At 35.6% G+C, this 17,563-nt stretch carries 16 protein-coding genes; 2 read left to right on the forward strand and 14 right to left on the reverse strand.

All coding sequences use genetic code 11. The annotated features are described in order from the left end of the window. Positions 1-192: 192 nt before the first annotated feature. The 5 genes from MSG66_RS17710 to MSG66_RS17730 form a co-directional block, all read right to left on the reverse strand. Complete coding sequence (locus tag MSG66_RS17710) at positions 193-963, reverse strand: TIGR02594 family protein (RefSeq protein ID WP_324654783.1); 771 nt, start codon at positions 961-963, stop codon at positions 193-195. Continuing rightward, positions 960-1,265: a holin gene (locus tag MSG66_RS17715; protein WP_324654784.1), complete on the reverse strand. Its 306-nt coding sequence runs from the start codon at positions 1,263-1,265 to the stop codon at positions 960-962. Before MSG66_RS17715 ends, MSG66_RS17710 begins: the two co-directional genes overlap by 4 nt. 123 nt (positions 1,266-1,388) lie before the next feature. Continuing rightward, positions 1,389-1,607, reverse strand: a complete 219-nt coding sequence (locus tag MSG66_RS17720; protein WP_324654785.1) for a hypothetical protein — start codon at positions 1,605-1,607, stop codon at positions 1,389-1,391. Next, positions 1,600-2,298 carry a hypothetical protein gene (locus tag MSG66_RS17725; protein WP_324654786.1) on the reverse strand — a complete coding sequence of 233 codons (699 nt, stop codon included), beginning with the start codon at positions 2,296-2,298 and terminating at the stop codon, positions 1,600-1,602. The genes MSG66_RS17720 and MSG66_RS17725 overlap by 8 nt, the downstream gene beginning before the upstream one ends. Next, the gene (locus MSG66_RS17730; RefSeq protein WP_324654787.1) at positions 2,298-3,110 is read right to left on the reverse strand and encodes a hypothetical protein; all 813 of its coding nucleotides are present in this window, start codon (positions 3,108-3,110) and stop codon (positions 2,298-2,300) included. The genes MSG66_RS17725 and MSG66_RS17730 overlap by 1 nt, the downstream gene beginning before the upstream one ends. A gap of 201 nt (positions 3,111-3,311) precedes the next feature. On the opposite strand from MSG66_RS17730, the gene MSG66_RS17735 reads away from it, so the two are divergent. Next, the gene (locus MSG66_RS17735) at positions 3,312-4,373 is read left to right on the forward strand and encodes a hypothetical protein (RefSeq protein WP_324654788.1); all 1,062 of its coding nucleotides are present in this window, start codon (positions 3,312-3,314) and stop codon (positions 4,371-4,373) included. Positions 4,374-4,470: 97 nt separating this feature from the next. Here the strand turns inward: MSG66_RS17735 and MSG66_RS17740 are convergent, their stop codons facing one another. The 7 genes from MSG66_RS17740 to MSG66_RS17770 all read right to left on the reverse strand — a co-directional run bounded on the left by MSG66_RS17740 (position 4,471) and on the right by MSG66_RS17770 (position 15,901). Next, positions 4,471-8,301 carry a DEAD/DEAH box helicase family protein gene (locus MSG66_RS17740; protein WP_324654789.1) on the reverse strand — a complete coding sequence of 1,277 codons (3,831 nt, stop codon included), beginning with the start codon at positions 8,299-8,301 and terminating at the stop codon, positions 4,471-4,473. A gap of 75 nt (positions 8,302-8,376) precedes the next feature. Further along, positions 8,377-9,888: a hypothetical protein gene (locus tag MSG66_RS17745; RefSeq protein ID WP_324654790.1), complete on the reverse strand. Its 1,512-nt coding sequence runs from the start codon at positions 9,886-9,888 to the stop codon at positions 8,377-8,379. Beyond that, positions 9,888-11,843 (reverse strand): hypothetical protein, encoded by a 1,956-nt coding sequence (locus MSG66_RS17750; RefSeq protein WP_324654791.1) that lies wholly within the window; start codon positions 11,841-11,843, stop codon positions 9,888-9,890. Before MSG66_RS17750 ends, MSG66_RS17745 begins: the two co-directional genes overlap by 1 nt. A 232-nt stretch (positions 11,844-12,075) precedes the next feature. After that, positions 12,076-12,543 (reverse strand): DMT family transporter, encoded by a 468-nt coding sequence (locus MSG66_RS17755; protein WP_324654793.1) that lies wholly within the window; start codon positions 12,541-12,543, stop codon positions 12,076-12,078. After that, complete coding sequence (locus MSG66_RS17760) at positions 12,536-13,261, reverse strand: DUF3865 domain-containing protein (RefSeq protein ID WP_324654794.1); 726 nt, start codon at positions 13,259-13,261, stop codon at positions 12,536-12,538. The genes MSG66_RS17755 and MSG66_RS17760 overlap by 8 nt, the downstream gene beginning before the upstream one ends. Before the next feature lie 454 nt (positions 13,262-13,715). Further along, a complete protein-coding gene (locus tag MSG66_RS17765; protein ID WP_324654795.1) occupies positions 13,716-14,369 on the reverse strand; it encodes a hypothetical protein in 654 nt (217 codons plus the stop codon). Beyond that, complete coding sequence (locus MSG66_RS17770; RefSeq protein WP_324654796.1) at positions 14,369-15,901, reverse strand: hypothetical protein; 1,533 nt, start codon at positions 15,899-15,901, stop codon at positions 14,369-14,371. The genes MSG66_RS17765 and MSG66_RS17770 overlap by 1 nt, the downstream gene beginning before the upstream one ends. Before the next feature lie 159 nt (positions 15,902-16,060). On the opposite strand from MSG66_RS17770, the gene MSG66_RS17775 reads away from it, so the two are divergent. Beyond that, complete coding sequence (locus MSG66_RS17775; RefSeq protein ID WP_324654797.1) at positions 16,061-16,255, forward strand: hypothetical protein; 195 nt, start codon at positions 16,061-16,063, stop codon at positions 16,253-16,255. Positions 16,256-16,308: 53 nt separating this feature from the next. Here the strand turns inward: MSG66_RS17775 and MSG66_RS17780 are convergent, their stop codons facing one another. After that, positions 16,309-16,974 (reverse strand): hypothetical protein, encoded by a 666-nt coding sequence (locus MSG66_RS17780; protein WP_324654798.1) that lies wholly within the window; start codon positions 16,972-16,974, stop codon positions 16,309-16,311. Continuing rightward, entirely contained in the window at positions 16,974-17,408 is a 435-nt protein-coding gene (locus tag MSG66_RS17785; RefSeq protein ID WP_324654799.1) for a hypothetical protein, read from the reverse strand. Before MSG66_RS17785 ends, MSG66_RS17780 begins: the two co-directional genes overlap by 1 nt. Between the last annotated feature and the right edge of the window lie 155 nt (positions 17,409-17,563).

Consider the following 17,563-nt stretch of genomic DNA (forward strand, 5'->3'; position numbering starts at 1 on the left):
GTTAAATATTAGAGTATTGCTTAAGAGTAAAATTAACTTATTATGAAGTAGAATTTGAAAACTAGATATAAAAAGCCCTGATCATTCAGGGCTTTTTTTAAAGTGCTTTAACGCAAATAGATACGTTTACATTGCTATAAATTGTATGTGCTGTACAACCACATAAAAGAAAGCTCAGTAATAGAAACTTCATTAGGCTTCAGAAACCCGAGTTGCTGTTACGCCTTTTAATTGCGGTAAAGAATAACGTTTACTTGCGGGTTGAGGTGTAAGTCCATACCAACGGAACTCTTGGAATTCAGACTCACTATACAGCGCATAACACACTTTATTTGATTGGTTTCCACCAAGACAAACGAGTTTTCCAGAAGACATATCTCGCCCTACGACAAAGCAAACATGGCCCCCACCCTTACGTGTTTTAATAGCAACACAACCATAAGCGGGTTTTGCTAACTTTGTGCCGTAATTCACATAATCCAATGCACGGTACCAATGTTTAGGATAAGCAATTCCTGCTACCTTCAAACAATGAGCCACGAAGGTTCCACACCAAGCTGTTTCATCATCGGCCCACCATGCTTTAAGCTCTTTTAACCATTTCAAAATAGTTGGATTATGCTGTTTACCTGGTATTTCTTGCAGACCAAGATGCTTTTTTGCTTCTGCAATCCAAGCTAATTCATCAGGCTTTGTTGGAGATGGGATATTCAATAAAGAATTGATCCCTACTAACTGGCCTGTTAGTTGCGGGCCATTAAGTCGTGGCTGAGAAATTTTCTTTCCAATCCATGACAGACCTAGCATTAAAGTACCAGTCACAAAAGCATGATATTCTTTAGGAATTACCTCAAAATCTACTCCCCATTGAAGTGCTGGCAACAAAATTAGCATGATGAATGCACCAATCGTCGGCAGCTTGACAGAAAGATACTGCCAAGCACTATTTTCAATAAACTTCATTCATCTTTCCTCTCTTGTTGATTCATTTGCTCATTTAGAAGAGCCTTGATACGCAGTTGGCTTTCTTGTTCACGTAATTTGCTCTCTTTTTCACGAAGAGTACTTTCCTTACGTTCCCGACGATCACGTCTCCACTGAAAAACAAAGCTAATGAATAGGCCAGCAACAGCAACAATTGCACCTGTATAGCTCAACCAATTGAAAGATGCTAAAGATCCAATTGCACTAGCGATGCCACTCAAAAATGTTGTTTTATTGGCAAAGCTAGTGAGTGTGATTTCAACTGTCTGATGATCAGACATGGCCTATTCCCCAGATTTCATTTATGGTTATTTTTGCAAGAGTTATTGTTAAGAACGGAGTATGGTTCCAAATACAAAGCGCGAAAAAAAAGCCTGAATTACTCAGACTTTTCTACACGAATACTATCGGCCTCTACTTGCTAATACATTCAAACCTTTAATGACTTCCTGCCCCAGCTTTATGAAAGCATTGTGCCGTTCGACTTCATTTTCTAAATATTTTTTGCGGCTTTCCCATGCAGAAGAATTGAAGTAAATGCTTTCAAAACTCAAAGGCATTTTCAAAGCTTCAGATAAAGGCATTGGACAGTTTGCAGAAATACTATTAACAGTCTCAAGCAAAAGATCGGTCCAACTCTTTGATGATTCCAGTAAAGACGGAAGCGGTGCGAAATCGAGCAGGCGCGTCATCTGCACCTCTTTCAACTAATATGCCATGGTTATCAACACTTAACCGTAAATGAGTAAACAACTCATTGTTTAAATTATTAAAATCTTGATAACACAAATCAAAATCACTAGCTGGCATTTTCTTAAAGAAGTCTAGCCGTTGTTTAAATTGTTCTTCAAATAATTGGGGATTTGTTCTATCCGGCAATAAAGCTAAATGCTCATGATTAGAATAACTCAACTGAAATGCCATCATGCATGCAATCCATTCCGCGACATTCTTGCAATTTGCCTCTAAGAACTCCGCTTCTTTTCCATTTAACTGTCTAACAGTTACACCATTCTGAGAAACTTCAGTTTTCCATAAGATTTCAGATCGAAGGAAAACTTTAGACCAGTCTGTATCCACTTCCAACATAGTATTACTTTGTTTTTCAAGATACTTAAGTAGCAGTAAATACCGTTCTTGAATCGTTAAAAGTAATGGATCAAACATACTATCTAAAACAGATTTTAGAAAAGCTGTAAGTCTTTTTTCATTAAAATTAGGAGTAATGATTGAAATTTTAAGACACTGCTCAAAACTAAGCTCTTGCATTTGGTAGGTATTTTTACCTACGGATACAGGGTCAAAAGTAATCATTAGTTGCCTCCATATAAAGAGTAAATGTCTTTTGAGTCCCATGCAGTTCGACTCATTAAACTAATATTGACGGCCAAACTTAACCGGTTACCTTTTTCATCAATTGGCGCGACTATTGGTGCTGAAACACTTTCAATAATAAAGGGTTTATAAGTTTTGCCATGGGTAGTAAGAGATACAAAAGGCGGGATTACACCTGAAAATAATCCTTCTAGGGCTGTATTTGAGTCATTAACGACATTCTGTAGCGTAGAATCTGAAGATAATGTAACTGGCAGACTCCATGCCTCCAATTGCATAATTCTGTCTTCAACTTCTGATTTCGCATCACTAAAGGCCAAGAAAAAGACTGATAAATTGAGACGTACTGAAGAAGTAGATAGGAATACTTGCGTTGTATTCACTTTGGTTAAATTTGTTCTTCCTTCAACACTCTTTAGTGCATTTTCAGCAGTTGATAAAGGTCCTGATGCCATATCAATTAGTGCAGACTTAAAAGGGGAATTTTCCCCCAAAGAACCTGCGACTTGTAGCATTTGACCAGTTTGAAGATTAGCCATGAGCATAGGCATTTTTAATTCTGGATTACTGTTTTCAAAAGGTGTTTGCCATTGGCTCTCAATACTTTTGTCGCCTTCAGTAAGCAAAGCTCTAATTACTGGTGATGCAATTGCATTACCATCTTTATCACATAGAGAAAACTCAGCGTATTTGTGCCTTGAAATAGAACCGTAGAAAGGATCTGATTCAGTACTTGGCAACTTAGTTTTTGCTGTATTTACAGCTGGTGCATAAGCTAAAGCTTTGGACATATTTAAGTACTAACTCATAAAATTAAAGTTATTATCAATTAAAAAATATGACCAATTATTAGGTTTGTTCCAGCATAACAAACGACTAAAAAAATATTAGAAAGAATAATTTCTTATTTTTATATCAAGTTGATTATGAGTAATTTTTTAGTATGATGGAATTGAGAATATTTATTTAAGCTATTGTTTGAGAATTAAAAAATGTTAGATTTATTCACACCTATTGTTGAAACCGAAAAACAGCATAAAATTTTTAAATTGTTATTAAATGAAGCAATGTATGCTGAAAGGAATGTGATATTAGATTGGGCAAATGGATTTGTTGATAGAGATAATAAATTTGTAAAAGAATTCCAAACTACTTTTGAGTCTTCTTTTTGGGAATTATATCTAAATAAAATTCTGAAATCTGAAAATATTGATATAGACTATAAACATCATGCGCCTGACTTTGTATGTAACAAAAATAATTCAGCATTTTGTATTGAAGCGACAATTGCCAATCCAGAACAAGATGGGTTGCCAGCATATGGTTTTGGCGGTGAATATGTAGATTTTGAAATTGACTTTAAAGAGTTCAATCGAAAATCAATTATTAGAATAGCTAATTCGATTGTATCTAAGGCTCAAAAATTTAAAAAATCATATAAAAATTTATCTCATGTTATTGGCAAACCATTTATTTTAGGTCTTAATTCTTTTGATCGTCCTCATTCCCACTTTATAGGTCATCGAGGTTTAATTGCTGTTCTCTATGGAATTTATCTTAATGAGGAAAAGGCCATTTCCGATAAACTCAACTACTTACCAAGAGAAAGAATGGATTTTATTGAGAAAGATAATGGAGCAGAAATTCCTCTAGGTTTTTTTACAACTTCAGAGTATGAGGATATTAGTGCTGTAATTTATAACCCTTATGCAACTTGGGGGAAAGTTCGAGCATTAGCTGAAGTAACTGAAGCAAATAAAACTACTTTCTTTAACGCACTTTACACTAGGGATGACGTAAGTGAGAGTACATTAATTCCTGATATCCACCAAGGAATTCCTAAAGAAGAATATAAAGAATCAATCTTTGATGGTTTATATATTTTTCATAATCCTCATGCTAAATACCCTTTCCCTGATTTTTTATTTAATGATCCTCATATTGCTCATTTTAGTTTAGATAATAGCGGTAATCTGCTTGAAAGCGTTGGAGAAAAATTTTTACTTTCAAGAAGTTTAATTAGTTCATATGCAAGTTCTATGATTCCCAAGTAAAGAAAAATTCAAAGACATAATATTTATAAATTTAATTTTTCTAAATCCAGTACAGCATAAAAATACGCTCATCATGAGCGTATTTTTATTACTTATATTAAGCTGCTAAATTAATACTGTTCACTTGCTCAAACTCATCAATCTTTTTAATGATTTCAGCAGATTTGTTATATGGCATAACTACTTCATTGAACTCATTAACTTCTGAGCCCCAGAATTTCAGCATGATATTCTTGATCTGAGGTTTATCAACGCCGTCCCCATTGAAAACATACTTGCTACGTTCAGTTCTAACATAAAGTTCATACTTAGCAAGCTGCTCATCAATGCGTAGTTTTCTAGGAGGCATTGCGATGTCACGGATTTCTGAAAAGAGGTCTTCAACACTTGTTAGAAGTGTAAAGTCTAATTCTCGTGTAATTGGTACATCATTAGTTCCGGCATGTTTTTCGATAATGATGATTCGAGTTGAAACGGCCGTACCAGCATTTTTAAAGGTAGATTGAGGCAACCAGATTTCAGCTGTAAGAACTGCACCAGGTGTGCTTTCAATAAACTCGTCAACTTTTGAATCCATCGAACCACGTGGTACCAATGCCACAATACGCCCGCCATCGTAAAGATGACCAAAAGCTTTTTTAATATGTAGAATTGCCAACGTTCCTGCATGCCCAAACGGCGGATTCATCACAATCGCATGGTACTTATTTAAAGTCTCTAAAGACTCGAAAGTATCAACAATTACTTTTGCACCAGTATTTGCCATTTGAGCACGACTAGCTAAAGATTCAGTCGGTTCAATCATTGTTAGCTCAACATCTTGCGGAACAAATCGACCAATAGCCCCATCACCAGCGCTTGGCTCAAGCACAGAATCACCTGTGTGCACCCCAGCCCATTCAATCATTTTGAATCCAAGTGGTTCAGGCGTTGCATACCATTCTTTACCTTCGCGGTTATCACGACTTTCAGAACGTTTGCCTTTGGCATAGTAGAATGTTAGTGCTTGATCAAATGGGGTTAACTTAGCAATACGGGCATTTTCTTCATCATATGCTTTACCACCAATACCATCATTTAGACTTGGCTCTTCATATTGAGCATCTTCATAAGCCTGAATTAACGCTTCTTTGATACTTACTACAGCATCAGCACCTTTTGCAAAGTTATCTACCGTTTCTGCACGTCCAGCAATCGTGTCTGCAAATGCAGCCCGTTCCCATGCAGTACCAGTAGTTAAGTATCTCTGAATAGCATTCGATGCCTGTCCAGTTCGATAGATACGCCCTTCTGTCTGTCTTAACTTGGCAGGCTTTGTTGGCTGCCCAATATTAATTAGAACTCGCTGATGTTTACCAGTCGTATCATGCAAGCTAATTCCGGTTGAACCAGCATCTGACTGGAGAATAAGAATATCGTGCCCGCTACCATCTGTATTAAATAACCCTACATTAGATTCACGTTGTTGCTTTGAAATGCGGCCATTAAATAATAGAGCATTTGGAAATGCTTTCTTTAAAGTCTCAACTGGAGAATCGTAGTCAAGATTGAGATTCACTAGATCTGGGCGAGTTTCCTTGAATGAATTATATTCAAGCTCAATATCATCTCTTAAATGGCTCTCATATTTTTCGATATCAAGCTGACTAATTAAGAAAGGTGCAAAACCACCACCTTCATTATAATCATGGAAAATAACTACTTTACGGCCTAATGCTAAGTGCTTTTTCACCATATCAACACAAGCTTCAGCTTTAATAGCTTCTAACAAACGGCGTCTTGCTAAATAATCAAATCGCTTTGCAATAATTTCGTATATGTTTTTAAAACGATTTCCAGTGAATAAACGATCATATTCTTGCATCGATGCATGACGTCCCCAGCCTGTTGTTGGTTTTCCAGTCTGAGCAGCCCATTCTTCAAAAGTTCGTGTTTTATGTCCTTCGATTTCTTTATAACCATTGCGAAGATAAGTTAAACCTTCATCAATAAGTTCACCAACACGAGAGCCTATTAGAATAAATTTACGATCATAGTCAAAATTAACTTCTAAATCGCGTCTAGACATGGCACCAGTGTTTTTAAGATTTTCGGCAAACTGTCTTTCAAGTACACCCGTATCCACCTTGGCCTCTGGACGGGTCAACTTACCATATCGTTTTCGATATCCAAGATTTCCCATATAAAAGTGCTCGCGAGCCTTACCAAAACCTTCTGCTAAATTACCTTGGTCATCAATAGATACAGAAGGCGACATATAATCAAATAAATAGCCCTCCGCCCAATCAAGTGAAAAGTGATAACTAAATGGCGTAGCAGATAAGAAAACAACTTTGCACTTACTTTTCTGGTGTTTCCAGTTCAGATTCCAGATTTTATGTTGCTCATTTCGAAGGATCTGCATTTTGTTATAAGCGGATAGATATTGCTCAGTTTCTTTGCCATTTTCATCGAGTTCTTCACTAGGCATTTGATCTGCAAATTTATTATCAAACCATTCACTAAAACCTCGCAAATGACCTGTTAATGCTCGTAGCTTGTTTAAAGCTGCAGTTGATTTACCATCAGATGATTGTGAAAGAGTATGGGCTTCATCAATTAAAATAAGATCCCAATGTTTATGAACCAAACTTGTATTTTGACCAAAATTAGCAAAGGTAGTTACTACAACAGAGTGCTCATCTCCGCCGTTATCTTTAATACTTTTTAATTTGTAAGCCTTGATATGCAAAGGGCTTGAGCTTTTTACAAAGTCATTCGCAATTTTATCGTTTAAGGTAACAATCAAAATATTCTTAAGACGAGCATTAATAAAACGCTTTGCAACACCCAGCCCAGTAAAAGTTTTGCCTGTACCAGTGCCATTTGTAAAAAGAATACCCTTCTTATTTTCCTCGATTAAATGCTTTTCTGTTTTAAAAACATCCCCACGCTGTGCAGGTTGTAGATATGGCAAAGCTTCGTCAATATTTGAAGCATCACTCCAAACAGTTTCTACATTATCTGCTTTTAATTGAGCTTCCAGCTTTTCATCTAAGGCAGCTCTAACTGATTTAGCAGATTGTATAATTGATCGATCTCTTGCTCGTTTAAGAGATGATCTCTTACCAGATAGTTCACCGCTTCCGCTGCTGTTAACCCGGTTAGAATTGGTTCCACTATCTCCATCTGAAGATTCATTTCTTGGATTTCGGCCGCCAAGTAAACTTGCATCATCACTTTTTGATAAGCCAGAACTACTGTTTCTGAGTTCCCCAGTTTCTCCATCATTTCTGATTGATTCTGAAGTCTCAAGTTCATGTTTTCTTGATTCAGTTGAAGAAACAATTGGTCCTCTGGATCTGAAACGAAATTCGCCAACTGATTCCACATCTGAATTGGTATTTGATACATAAGAGAATAACCCTTTTACTAGTTGCTGATCTTCAGAAAGAAGTGAGTCTGGAATAGATTTAAGATGTTTTGAGCGTACTAGAATTTCGCCCTGAGAATAAAAGGCATAAGGGTCATATTCTTTAGCTTTGGTTAATTTGATGCCTTTTAAACCAATAACCTGTAGCGTTTTATTCTTTTTAGTTGTGTATGGCTTCAGCTCTTTTTCACAAGCAAAAAGACTGACAATAGTCTCAAGTTGTTCAATAACATTTCTAGAACCGTTATTTATGTGTTCAATAACTGATTCATCAATGTTTTTGATAGCTTCAGCATATAAGACTTCAACTACTTCATCCAATTTTGGAAAGTCACTTTCTTGACGTGCAAAGGATAATGCTTGCTTCGCTACAGACAAGTTAAGTTCTATTTGCTTATGGATGATAAGAAGGAAAAACCGAGCAATATTGCTCTGAAAATGCATGAAATCAATCATGTAATAAATTGCAACCAACACAGTGTCTTTAGTGATTGGTTTGAGCTTAAAATTGGACATATATCCCTCAACATAGGAACTTTATATTCCTATGTTGAATGATCGTAAGTACTTAATTTTCAGTAGGTTCCAGAACTAAATATCTAATCCTTCGAAAAGGATGTCATTAATTTTGTTTACTTCTGGTTTTTCAATGTCATCACCTTGAGCAACTTTGATTTTCAAAGCACTGTTAAAACGTTCAGCCCCTTCTTTTGTTAACCTAATTATCTTAGGGCTACTTGAGCTACTGGACTCAATCATAGAATCGTACATTTGCACACTAATGAAATCATCACCAAGCACTTGTTGTGCATATTGGATAGCATCTTTTACACTTACTGGTTCAGGTTCACCAAACAAACCTACATTGCTGCTATCTAAAGCCTGTTTCTCTGCAAATTCAGCTAATGCTTTAAATAACATACCCATTTTTTTAGAACTGCGGCAATTCTTAGCGAGAAAAACTGCTAGTTCAGCAACCCCTTCCCCTAAGTCCTCAAAAAGACCCTGTTGCTTTACAAACTCAACAATATCTTGATCATTTTGCTTTGCAGATAAAATGGTGTTTGCTGCATCAATAATTGCATTTGCAACACGCTGATCTATGGCTTGTGCCATCCCATCAACGATTTGATCCGATATATCTTGAACATTTCCACGACTTATAGCTTGCGCTTCAATAAATTTAGGCGCAGCAACACCTAGTGCATTAAGCATATTTTGAAGATCTGGTTTTGTATGATCAGCCATCATTTCTAGCAAACGATCATCATTGTACGCTTTACTAAAAATTGCGGCCTTGATTCTGTTTATCAGAGCTTGTGTTGGTTTTTTATCTTTCGTGGTGTACTGGGCTGCTTCTGTATCACCTAATTTAGTTAAAAAACCTTGAATAAACTTTTGGTTACTTACTGCTAGTAAATCACCGTCTTCGCTAGGGTTAAATAGAGCCAATATATTCTCATCTAATCGCTTTGCATCTGCTTTAGCCCGCTCTGTAGCAGTAAATGACAACTTATCGTCTTGGTTAGCATCAATCGCAAATTGAGCTCTATCGATCTCAGTATTACGAATACGTATCAATATTGGCTGTGCAATGGTTTGGATCTGCTCACTGCTAAACCCAAAGTAATCGGCTTCATCAATCAACCATTGCTTATACTCATCTGAAGTACCACGCTCATATGCAAGCTTGATTGCCATGGTTCGGCCGTTTCCTGATTCAACTACTAAATCATTGCCAGTTATTGGTGCTCCCGTATCTGCCCGTCCTGAGCGGCCAAGGCTTTCGGGATCTAAATCATTAGCAGTTTTCTGTACCCATGCTTGTGATGATTCACGACTTCGATCTCGTGGCTGCAATTCTTGCGGATAGTTTGGGTTTTCTGCACCTGTCGCCGTATGAGATGCAATGACTTGATCTATATCGACTAAAGCGAAGACAGTTGAAATCTTTTCCCCTTTAGCCGTCTTAACATTATTAGTTCTACCCCGTAAAAGCCCAGTTAAGGGCTGCGTTGGTTTAAAGAAACTAATCATTTGATCAATTACAACTAATGGGTTATTAGTAATATCTAGGCTAGAAATTTGTTTTAGTGTTGTCATTAGATATTCTCCGCTTCCATTTCCATTGTTTGTACTTGGTTCAATAGCTCTGTCACCGCCGGAATAAGAAGTGGATCATTTAAGTCTTTTTCTGCTTCGTCCCGAATTTGTTCTAGTAACTCGAGATTAACTTTAACTTGCCCTTCAATTACTGAACGATAAAGTTGCTTGCCTTCATCATTTGTCTTAATAGATTGAAGATCTTCAACCTCAGTTGGAGTATTTAGTTCTTCAGGTTCATCTGTAGCTGAATTTTGAATTGGCTCTTTATTACTAAGGCGATCCGCTAAATGTTCATCTGCCCATGCTCTTGAATATTCATAAAATGCTGTTAAATATTCTGGTGAACCTTCAGCCCCATTCCAGGTTTGTAAGAACTCACCACGGCGATCTGAAACCCACCCCATAAAGTCAATATTGTTAGAATCTACAGGATTTTCTAAAGTGTCTAACCATGCCTGCATCATTTTGTTTTCAGCCATACCAGCTGAACGAGCTGCTAATACTTCTTCATCTCTTTTTTGGTTTCCCTCAATTTCAGCATCAATGAGTTTTTTTGATTCTATTTCTGCTTGCTGTTGAGCTAGATCTTGTTCATCTAATTCAGATATCCATTCTTGAGCCCAAGATACTGCTTCAGAATCGCCATCTAGAGCCTTATTGATACGCTCATAGAATGCTTTATAACGTAAGCCATCTTCACCCGCCCATTGCGGATCTGCATTCAAACGCTTTAAATCAGCTCTTAAACGTTCGGCTTCTTCATCTGAAATACTAACTGGTGAATCATCATTTAGACTATTCTCTTTAATGATTTCTTCATTTTCTTCTGATTGCTTCGATTGCAATGAAGTTTGCAATTTATCCAAATCATTTAATAAATTGGAAATTTCCTCATTCAAAGAATTTAGTTGGTTTTGTTTTTGTTCAATACGACTTTCTGCTTCAGCCAATGCTTTAGCTTTTTCGGCTTTTTTAGCTTGTAAGCGTTTAAAACGGTTACTGTTTTGGTTAATCAACTTCATGATTCGACCAGCTAAAACTGGGATTGATATCCCTTCACCTTGGTTTGGTTGAATAGCGGCAGTAATATCACGATTATTCATTAATATCTTCCAAGAAACTAATGAATCTGCTGGACTAATATTTTTGGATAATCTATCTGGCTTATGGAAAAGAATTGTAAAGTTCTGGCCGTCATCAAAATCATAAGTAAGTGCAATTTGAAGTACTTTTTTATGTTTGAAAGGCTTACTTTCAGTGACATTTACAACTTTAACGCCAGTTTTCGAAAACTGATCCATAGCTCGATTTAGGATTGCCGAAAGCTGTTCTAAATGCTGATAATCAATAATGATAGAGTCGTAATGTGCCTCTTCTACACCAAGAGCACACAACAGCGAAGGCAAACCATCAAATTTGCTTAATAATTCACTGTAATCATCATTTCGCTGTATATCTAACAGCAGTTTTGAAGTGTCTCCACTATGAGAGACTAAATTAATATCGTCCCATTGAGGTGTTTCAGCAGTAATAACGTTTTGTAGCTGCTCTAATTGCCATCGTTGAATAGGTTTTGAACAAGTCAAATTGAACTTTTTAGAAGATAGTTGACGTTTAAGCCCAAATTGATTTGTTTCAATAACATCTGTTACGCAAGCATCAAACATACGGCCAAATTGTAAAATTGCTAAATCAGCTGCATGTTGGTCATCAATAGCTCCTAAAACCCCTACTGAGTCAAAAGCATCAATTCCACTCTTTTTCCCCTTTAAATTTACAACACGCCAAAGGTCATTTTCTGTGTAGTCTTCAGTAACTAAGGCATTGATTTGGCGGTAATCACCTTTGATAATCCCAATTGAACAAGCCCCACTATTCACTGAGTCAAAACCAGCAACTGCTCGACTTTGATGTGGTCCATGGGTTTGAATGAAAATTGATTTAACATTCACTGATTTATCCTCATTTTAATTTGAGGATATTTTCTCAGCTGAAATATTCTTAACTATTGATAGGTTCCAAAATTCAACATATAAAAACTAATAAAAAAGGATCATTAGAAAAAAATTATTTAAGAGTAACTTATTAATATTGCTCTTTCTTCAACTGATAAATTAGTAGAAAGTAAAATATAAAATAAGTGAATAATTAGACATTTAAATAAAAAAGCCGCTAGAGCGGCTTTTAATTAGTTACCTTTCGATATTCGTTATAAATCATGATAAGTCCTCCAACTAAAATGAAACCTAAGCCGAGGAGTTTTAAACCATCTAACTTTCTTATCTGTACACCAAGTAGACCCGTACTATCAATAATCGTTGCAAAAAGCATTTGGCCTATAAAAACCCATAAAAGAGTGGTCGTTGCACCAATTTTTGGAGCTGCAACAAACATACAAAGTATGTAAAGGGAACCTAAAAATCCAGGCATCCACATCCACCAAGTAGTTTGCCCGTATGCAGGAGGTTTTATACCACCATCCATAAATAGTGCAATTATAAGTGAGGCAATGGCGCCCCCAACATAAAGATAAAAAGTAGATTGTATTTGTGTAGCACCACTAGTATTTCTGAAAGCATTTACCATTGCCAACTGTAGGGGGACAATTAGTCCCCCTAAAACACTAATGAATACATAGTTAATATTATGCATTCTTAACCTCTAAGTATAAACTGCTCCAAAAATTATCGAGAAGTTCAAGAAATTTATTAAAACCAATCATGAATTTTTCTTTTTTGGCATCAGTATCAATTATTGACCATATTGTCCTATTCAAATCTTCAGCATGTCGGGCTTCAGTTCCATCTAAATGAATATCATAAAAATTGGAAACATCTAACCATTTTTCGTCAGAAAATAGTTCTTTATTTTTTTCTGCTCCCCTCACTAGTAATTCTAATTGTGGCAGTGCATGGATTTCTTGAGCTAAAGCAGCACCTAACATAATATATAGATCACTATTAAAAAGTTTTTCAGACTCATCTTTTAATTTCATCGTTGATTCTATACCTTTTCCATATTCAGGAATTTTGTCATATAAAACCTGACTATAAGAATTTACTGATTTGATAAATAAATAAGCATGGGGTTGACCGTCATCTAAACCTTTTTCCTCAGCAATATTCATTTCAAAAGCTTCAATTATTTTTAAAATATTGTGGTTTTGTTCATTTTCATTAGTTTGATTTTTTTTTAGAATTTCACAACCTAAATCGAGTCGAGAAGCAGTTGGACCTAGCCAATGTCTTAGGTTATTAACCAGAATACTATATTGAGGATATGTAAAATTATTACTATGATTAGACCAGTGTGTAAGACATTCGTTTTCTGCCACTTTTTTTGCAGTTAATTGTAATTCACTATAATTCATAAGTTTTCCTTTAAAATATTTATTTGCTGGAATTTATTAAAATAATTAATATTAGAAAAATATTAATTACCATATATTATCTTTTATAATTATTTCATTTCCATGTCAAACAAACCCAATAGAAAAAATTTCAGAAACAATTTATAAAAATTACAATGCATTATAATAGTGCATAAATTAAAACTATGAAATTAATAAGAAATATAATAATGCACCATATTGAATCAATTATTATTGTTTTTAAAAAACAACCACATATAATATGAAGCGTTATTTTAGTGCACATTAATTTCTTTTTATATCAAATTCTCATATTTAGTAAATATTATATAACTGATATTCATATAGAATTAATTACTATTATCTCTATCTTAATTTTCACTAATTTAATATTAAGTGAGCCATTTTAATATAAAAATATTACTAAACTACCAAGTTACTCAATCCTTAATTATTACAAAAAGTTAGGAAACATTTTAGTGAAATTTAAGGTAACGATTGAATGAGCTTTATTTGAGGCATCTAAAGGTAAATTTCCTGCTTGTAATGATACTAGATGCTCAATTTCAAACTGATGCTGACTTCTTGCACCTTTATCAAAAGCGTATATTTTTAAACGCATTAAATACTCTATAGGCGGCGGCTGCGTCCCATCTTTGTTAAACATTATCTGCTTTATAGCTAATGCACTATTTGCAATAGCTGCTGCTTTAGTTTCAATAAATGAGATGCTTATTTCATTTGATGCATTGCCAGTTACATGGTTAAGTTGAAAATGACCAATATGCACTGCATCTGTTTGTGCATCAAGAAGTGATACATCAACATTATTGGCTAACCAAGCCACTTTATTTGAAGGATCAAAAATTGGAATATTCGCTTGAGCAATTTTACTATTTTCTCGGTATGGTCTAATTTCAATCCCGAAGTGAGCAGCTGAGAGTGTACCTAATGCATAAAGCTCTTGATAATGAGAAACAGCTTTATCAACTGTTAATCCAGACCATAAGACAGGATGTCTGGCAAAACGTTCTTTGAAAGGATTTAAAACCTTTCCAAAACTGTTATTAGTAGTTTTATTCTGTGTTTCATATTCAAAAAAAGCCATTATTCTTCATCCTCTGAAAATTTACGGCTTTGAGCAATGCTTTCAGCAAGTTCTTTGGCTTCTTCATATTTCATACCTGTATCGCGCTCAAGAATATAGGCCATAATTTCAACATTTAAATTAGATTCTTTTAAAGCAGCGATTACTTGAGTTTTAAGGAGCGTTGTATTCATTCGTGATTGGGCATTACTGATTTCTTCTGTTGCTGCTGCAGTTTGGTTTGAATAGTATTCAACTTGCCAAGGATAATCTTCTGGCTCAAATTGTTCGTTATAAGCAAAACCCCAATCTAAATGCAGAATTTGATTAATACCTTCAGAAGCTGCTGTTCGAATGTCTTGTGATCGCCGCATGATTTGTGCAGAAGTATGAAATGCCCCACCTTCACCAATACCACCAGTTAACATGTCAGCCCACCCTACCATACTTGGGTCTAGACCTATCCCGCCCATTAACAAACGGACATTAATCATGAATTGTTCAATGTTAATTGGTGAACTCCGCTGGTTTTTGATATCTCCAACAGGATTTAGTACTTGTTTTTCATCAAATACAGGAAGCATATGAAAAGCAGTATTCCAAACCGCATCCCCACCTGATAAAGCATCTTTAACATATGCTTCATGATTTTTTAGTAAACCTTCTAGACCACGAACGTAAGCTTGACGTTGTGCTGGTGGCATACCTGACATATTTACCGTCAAAAACATCTGATTTACGGTATCTGCAATTTGTTGGCTGTTCATAGATGCCAAAGCAAGTATCACATCATCATAAATATCTTCAATTTCGTAAAGGAATGAGCCGCCTAGATGTGCTGGTAAGATTGGCAATTCATCTGGATCATCACCTTCTAACATTTTGGTGACTAGACCGGTTTCTACAAGCTCATATTGAGCAATATTACTCATGCGAGGCATTTTGAAGCGTACCATTTGAATCGTATTTAACTTGGTAATTGTCTTCTGCCAATTTCGAGGATCTAAGCAATAGAATGCTACCGTTTTACTGCCTTGTTCAAAAGCTTGTACTAACGGCGGATATGTATATTCATTACATACCATATCAACCAAACCCTTTCCTTTTTTCCCATAGATACGCGCATATGAATCACCAAAGGAAATTGCATCTCGAGCCAATTTGCTCAAATATTTATTGATCAACTTTTCCATCACAACACGGCGTTCATCAAGTTGTTTTTTTTGTTTTTCAGCTGCTAGACCTTTCGCCGTTTTTAACCGTTCTGCAGGTGTAATAAATACTTGTTGGCCGCTATATGAATCTCCACCAAGTGCCGCCGAAACATGAATGCCCATACCTTCAGCAATAGGCGCAAAACGAAGCATTTTCTCCCACTTGGTTAGAATTTCTTTACGTGTACGCTTCTTATTGGCTTTAGTTTGATTAGTCCCAAGTGAAAACGGAGCCATCGATTCATATAATTGAGCTGTGGCATCCTGATTAGCCATATTAGGCTGATCATATGAATTAACATTTTCTCCGAGTAACAACGATAAGAACCGAGAAGACATAACTAAGCCAAAATACGTAAATAATTAAGTATTTTGATGGCTACTCTCTTTGAACTTTGAGATGGGTTCCAAACTTAATTGGAACCATACAGATTTCATAATTTATCAGCATGCAATTCTATCTAAACAAATTTTTTATCTGATTTAGAGGAAAATCTCATGGCTGAAGTTAAAGTATTTACCGATTTAGATATCGAATTAGCTCAAAAAACTAAGGACATTGTTAATAATCAAAAATATAACAACCGTCCTGAATTCGATACCCTTACCTTAGGCTGGGATCGTAAAACCGGTGCTGTAGCAGTTAACTATACATTTCCAGAAGAAACACCCGTCACTGACCAACCTGCATAAATAGCTTATATAAAAAGAAAGCCCCCGAATAAGGGGCTTTCTTTTTTCAAGTATTATGGAATACCTGTAATATCTGCAACAGTATAGCTATACATATCTGATACCCAATAAGAATTAAAATCATTCATAGAAATAGGATATCCACTTTTTCCATGCATCTGTCTAAATCGCAACTCAACATTCTGACCTTCTGTTTTAAAATAGCATCCAGAAAATTTTTGAGTTTGTCTAAACCAATTTAAACCTACTGGTGTCTGTCCTAATAGAATACCTAAACGGGCAGTATCGTAGTTTTTACTTTGTAATAAGTAATCATAGTTATCCCGAATATCTTGAGATACTGGACCTAAATAACCATAGACATAATCCAAGATCTTTAATTGAATACTATCTGAATCAAATACCTTTTCACCTAAGCCATTAAATACTTGAAGCCCTGCACCTGTATTTCGAGTAGTTTGGTTATCCCCATATACATGAACTTTAGCCCCACCATAAATACGGTAAAAAGGTTCAGTATCGCTTTTAGCAAATGGAGCAACTCCTACAAAAACTCCTTGAGAGGGTTCTAAGATATATATCTTATTTTGGTCTACTGCAATTTCCCAAATAGTATCTGCACCAATTTCATTTAAGGTGTATTCATAACAAACATTTTTAAAAGTACTATCTATCTGAAAGTTGTGAGTATCATTCAATACTTGTAATCCGGCATCCATTAGTAAACTCCAATTATTACTTTAACTGGTACTTTACGTAAGTGCTCAGGCCCTGGCCCAATACGGCGACCAGATGGCCCACTATCATTAGGACGGCCCCAATAGAATCGAGTAGAGATCTTAATAGAATTCTCTGATACACGTTCATAAACTAATTGGAAATAGGTAGCATTTAAGGTGCTATTCCAACCTAACCAACCATCGGTGCCTTCGGTGTATCCGTAATCTGGATAAGACATCGGAGCCAAAATTAATTCGTTAAACACTGGAAAATGAACAAAAGGTTCATGACCTATAAAAGCATCATTTGTATAGGTATAGCTATAATCCTTTTCTAAGGGAATAGTAACCATATCCAGTACACGAGTAACACGATCATTGGTATCTAAAATCGTATTACCATTTCCATCATTAACAAGCAATCCACTAGGCACTTCTTGTTTCACCCTTTAGAGCACCTTACTTTTTTAAAGTAAGCCGCCCTACTACTAAAATAATTAATTAAATAACAAACGTTAATCCCAAAGCCCTAATCTAACCCTAACAACATTATTATCATCGTAAACCGTAACTAAACTTCCGCTTAAAA

This window comes from Acinetobacter sp. IK31 (assembly GCF_035615195.1).
GTDB lineage: Bacteria > Pseudomonadota > Gammaproteobacteria > Pseudomonadales > Moraxellaceae > Acinetobacter > Acinetobacter calcoaceticus_C.

What these genes read in the sequence shown, in the direction of transcription:
- MSG66_RS17710 (WP_324654783.1), bottom strand. Translation starts at nt 963, where the DNA reads ATGAAGTTTATTGAAAATAGTGCTTGGCAGTATCTTTCTGTCAAGCTG.
- MSG66_RS17715 (WP_324654784.1), bottom strand. Translation starts at nt 1,265, where the DNA reads ATGTCTGATCATCAGACAGTTGAAATCACACTCACTAGCTTTGCCAAT.
- MSG66_RS17725 (WP_324654786.1), bottom strand. Translation starts at nt 2,298, where the DNA reads ATGATTACTTTTGACCCTGTATCCGTAGGTAAAAATACCTACCAAATG.
- MSG66_RS17730 (WP_324654787.1), bottom strand. Translation starts at nt 3,110, where the DNA reads ATGTCCAAAGCTTTAGCTTATGCACCAGCTGTAAATACAGCAAAAACT.
- MSG66_RS17735 (WP_324654788.1), top strand. Translation starts at nt 3,312, where the DNA reads ATGTTAGATTTATTCACACCTATTGTTGAAACCGAAAAACAGCATAAA.
- MSG66_RS17740 (WP_324654789.1), bottom strand. Translation starts at nt 8,301, where the DNA reads ATGTCCAATTTTAAGCTCAAACCAATCACTAAAGACACTGTGTTGGTT.
- MSG66_RS17745 (WP_324654790.1), bottom strand. Translation starts at nt 9,888, where the DNA reads ATGACAACACTAAAACAAATTTCTAGCCTAGATATTACTAATAACCCA.
- MSG66_RS17755 (WP_324654793.1), bottom strand. Translation starts at nt 12,543, where the DNA reads ATGCATAATATTAACTATGTATTCATTAGTGTTTTAGGGGGACTAATT.
- MSG66_RS17760 (WP_324654794.1), bottom strand. Translation starts at nt 13,261, where the DNA reads ATGAATTATAGTGAATTACAATTAACTGCAAAAAAAGTGGCAGAAAAC.
- MSG66_RS17765 (WP_324654795.1), bottom strand. Translation starts at nt 14,369, where the DNA reads ATGGCTTTTTTTGAATATGAAACACAGAATAAAACTACTAATAACAGT.
- MSG66_RS17770 (WP_324654796.1), bottom strand. Translation starts at nt 15,901, where the DNA reads ATGTCTTCTCGGTTCTTATCGTTGTTACTCGGAGAAAATGTTAATTCA.
- MSG66_RS17775 (WP_324654797.1), top strand. Translation starts at nt 16,061, where the DNA reads ATGGCTGAAGTTAAAGTATTTACCGATTTAGATATCGAATTAGCTCAA.
- MSG66_RS17780 (WP_324654798.1), bottom strand. Translation starts at nt 16,974, where the DNA reads ATGGATGCCGGATTACAAGTATTGAATGATACTCACAACTTTCAGATA.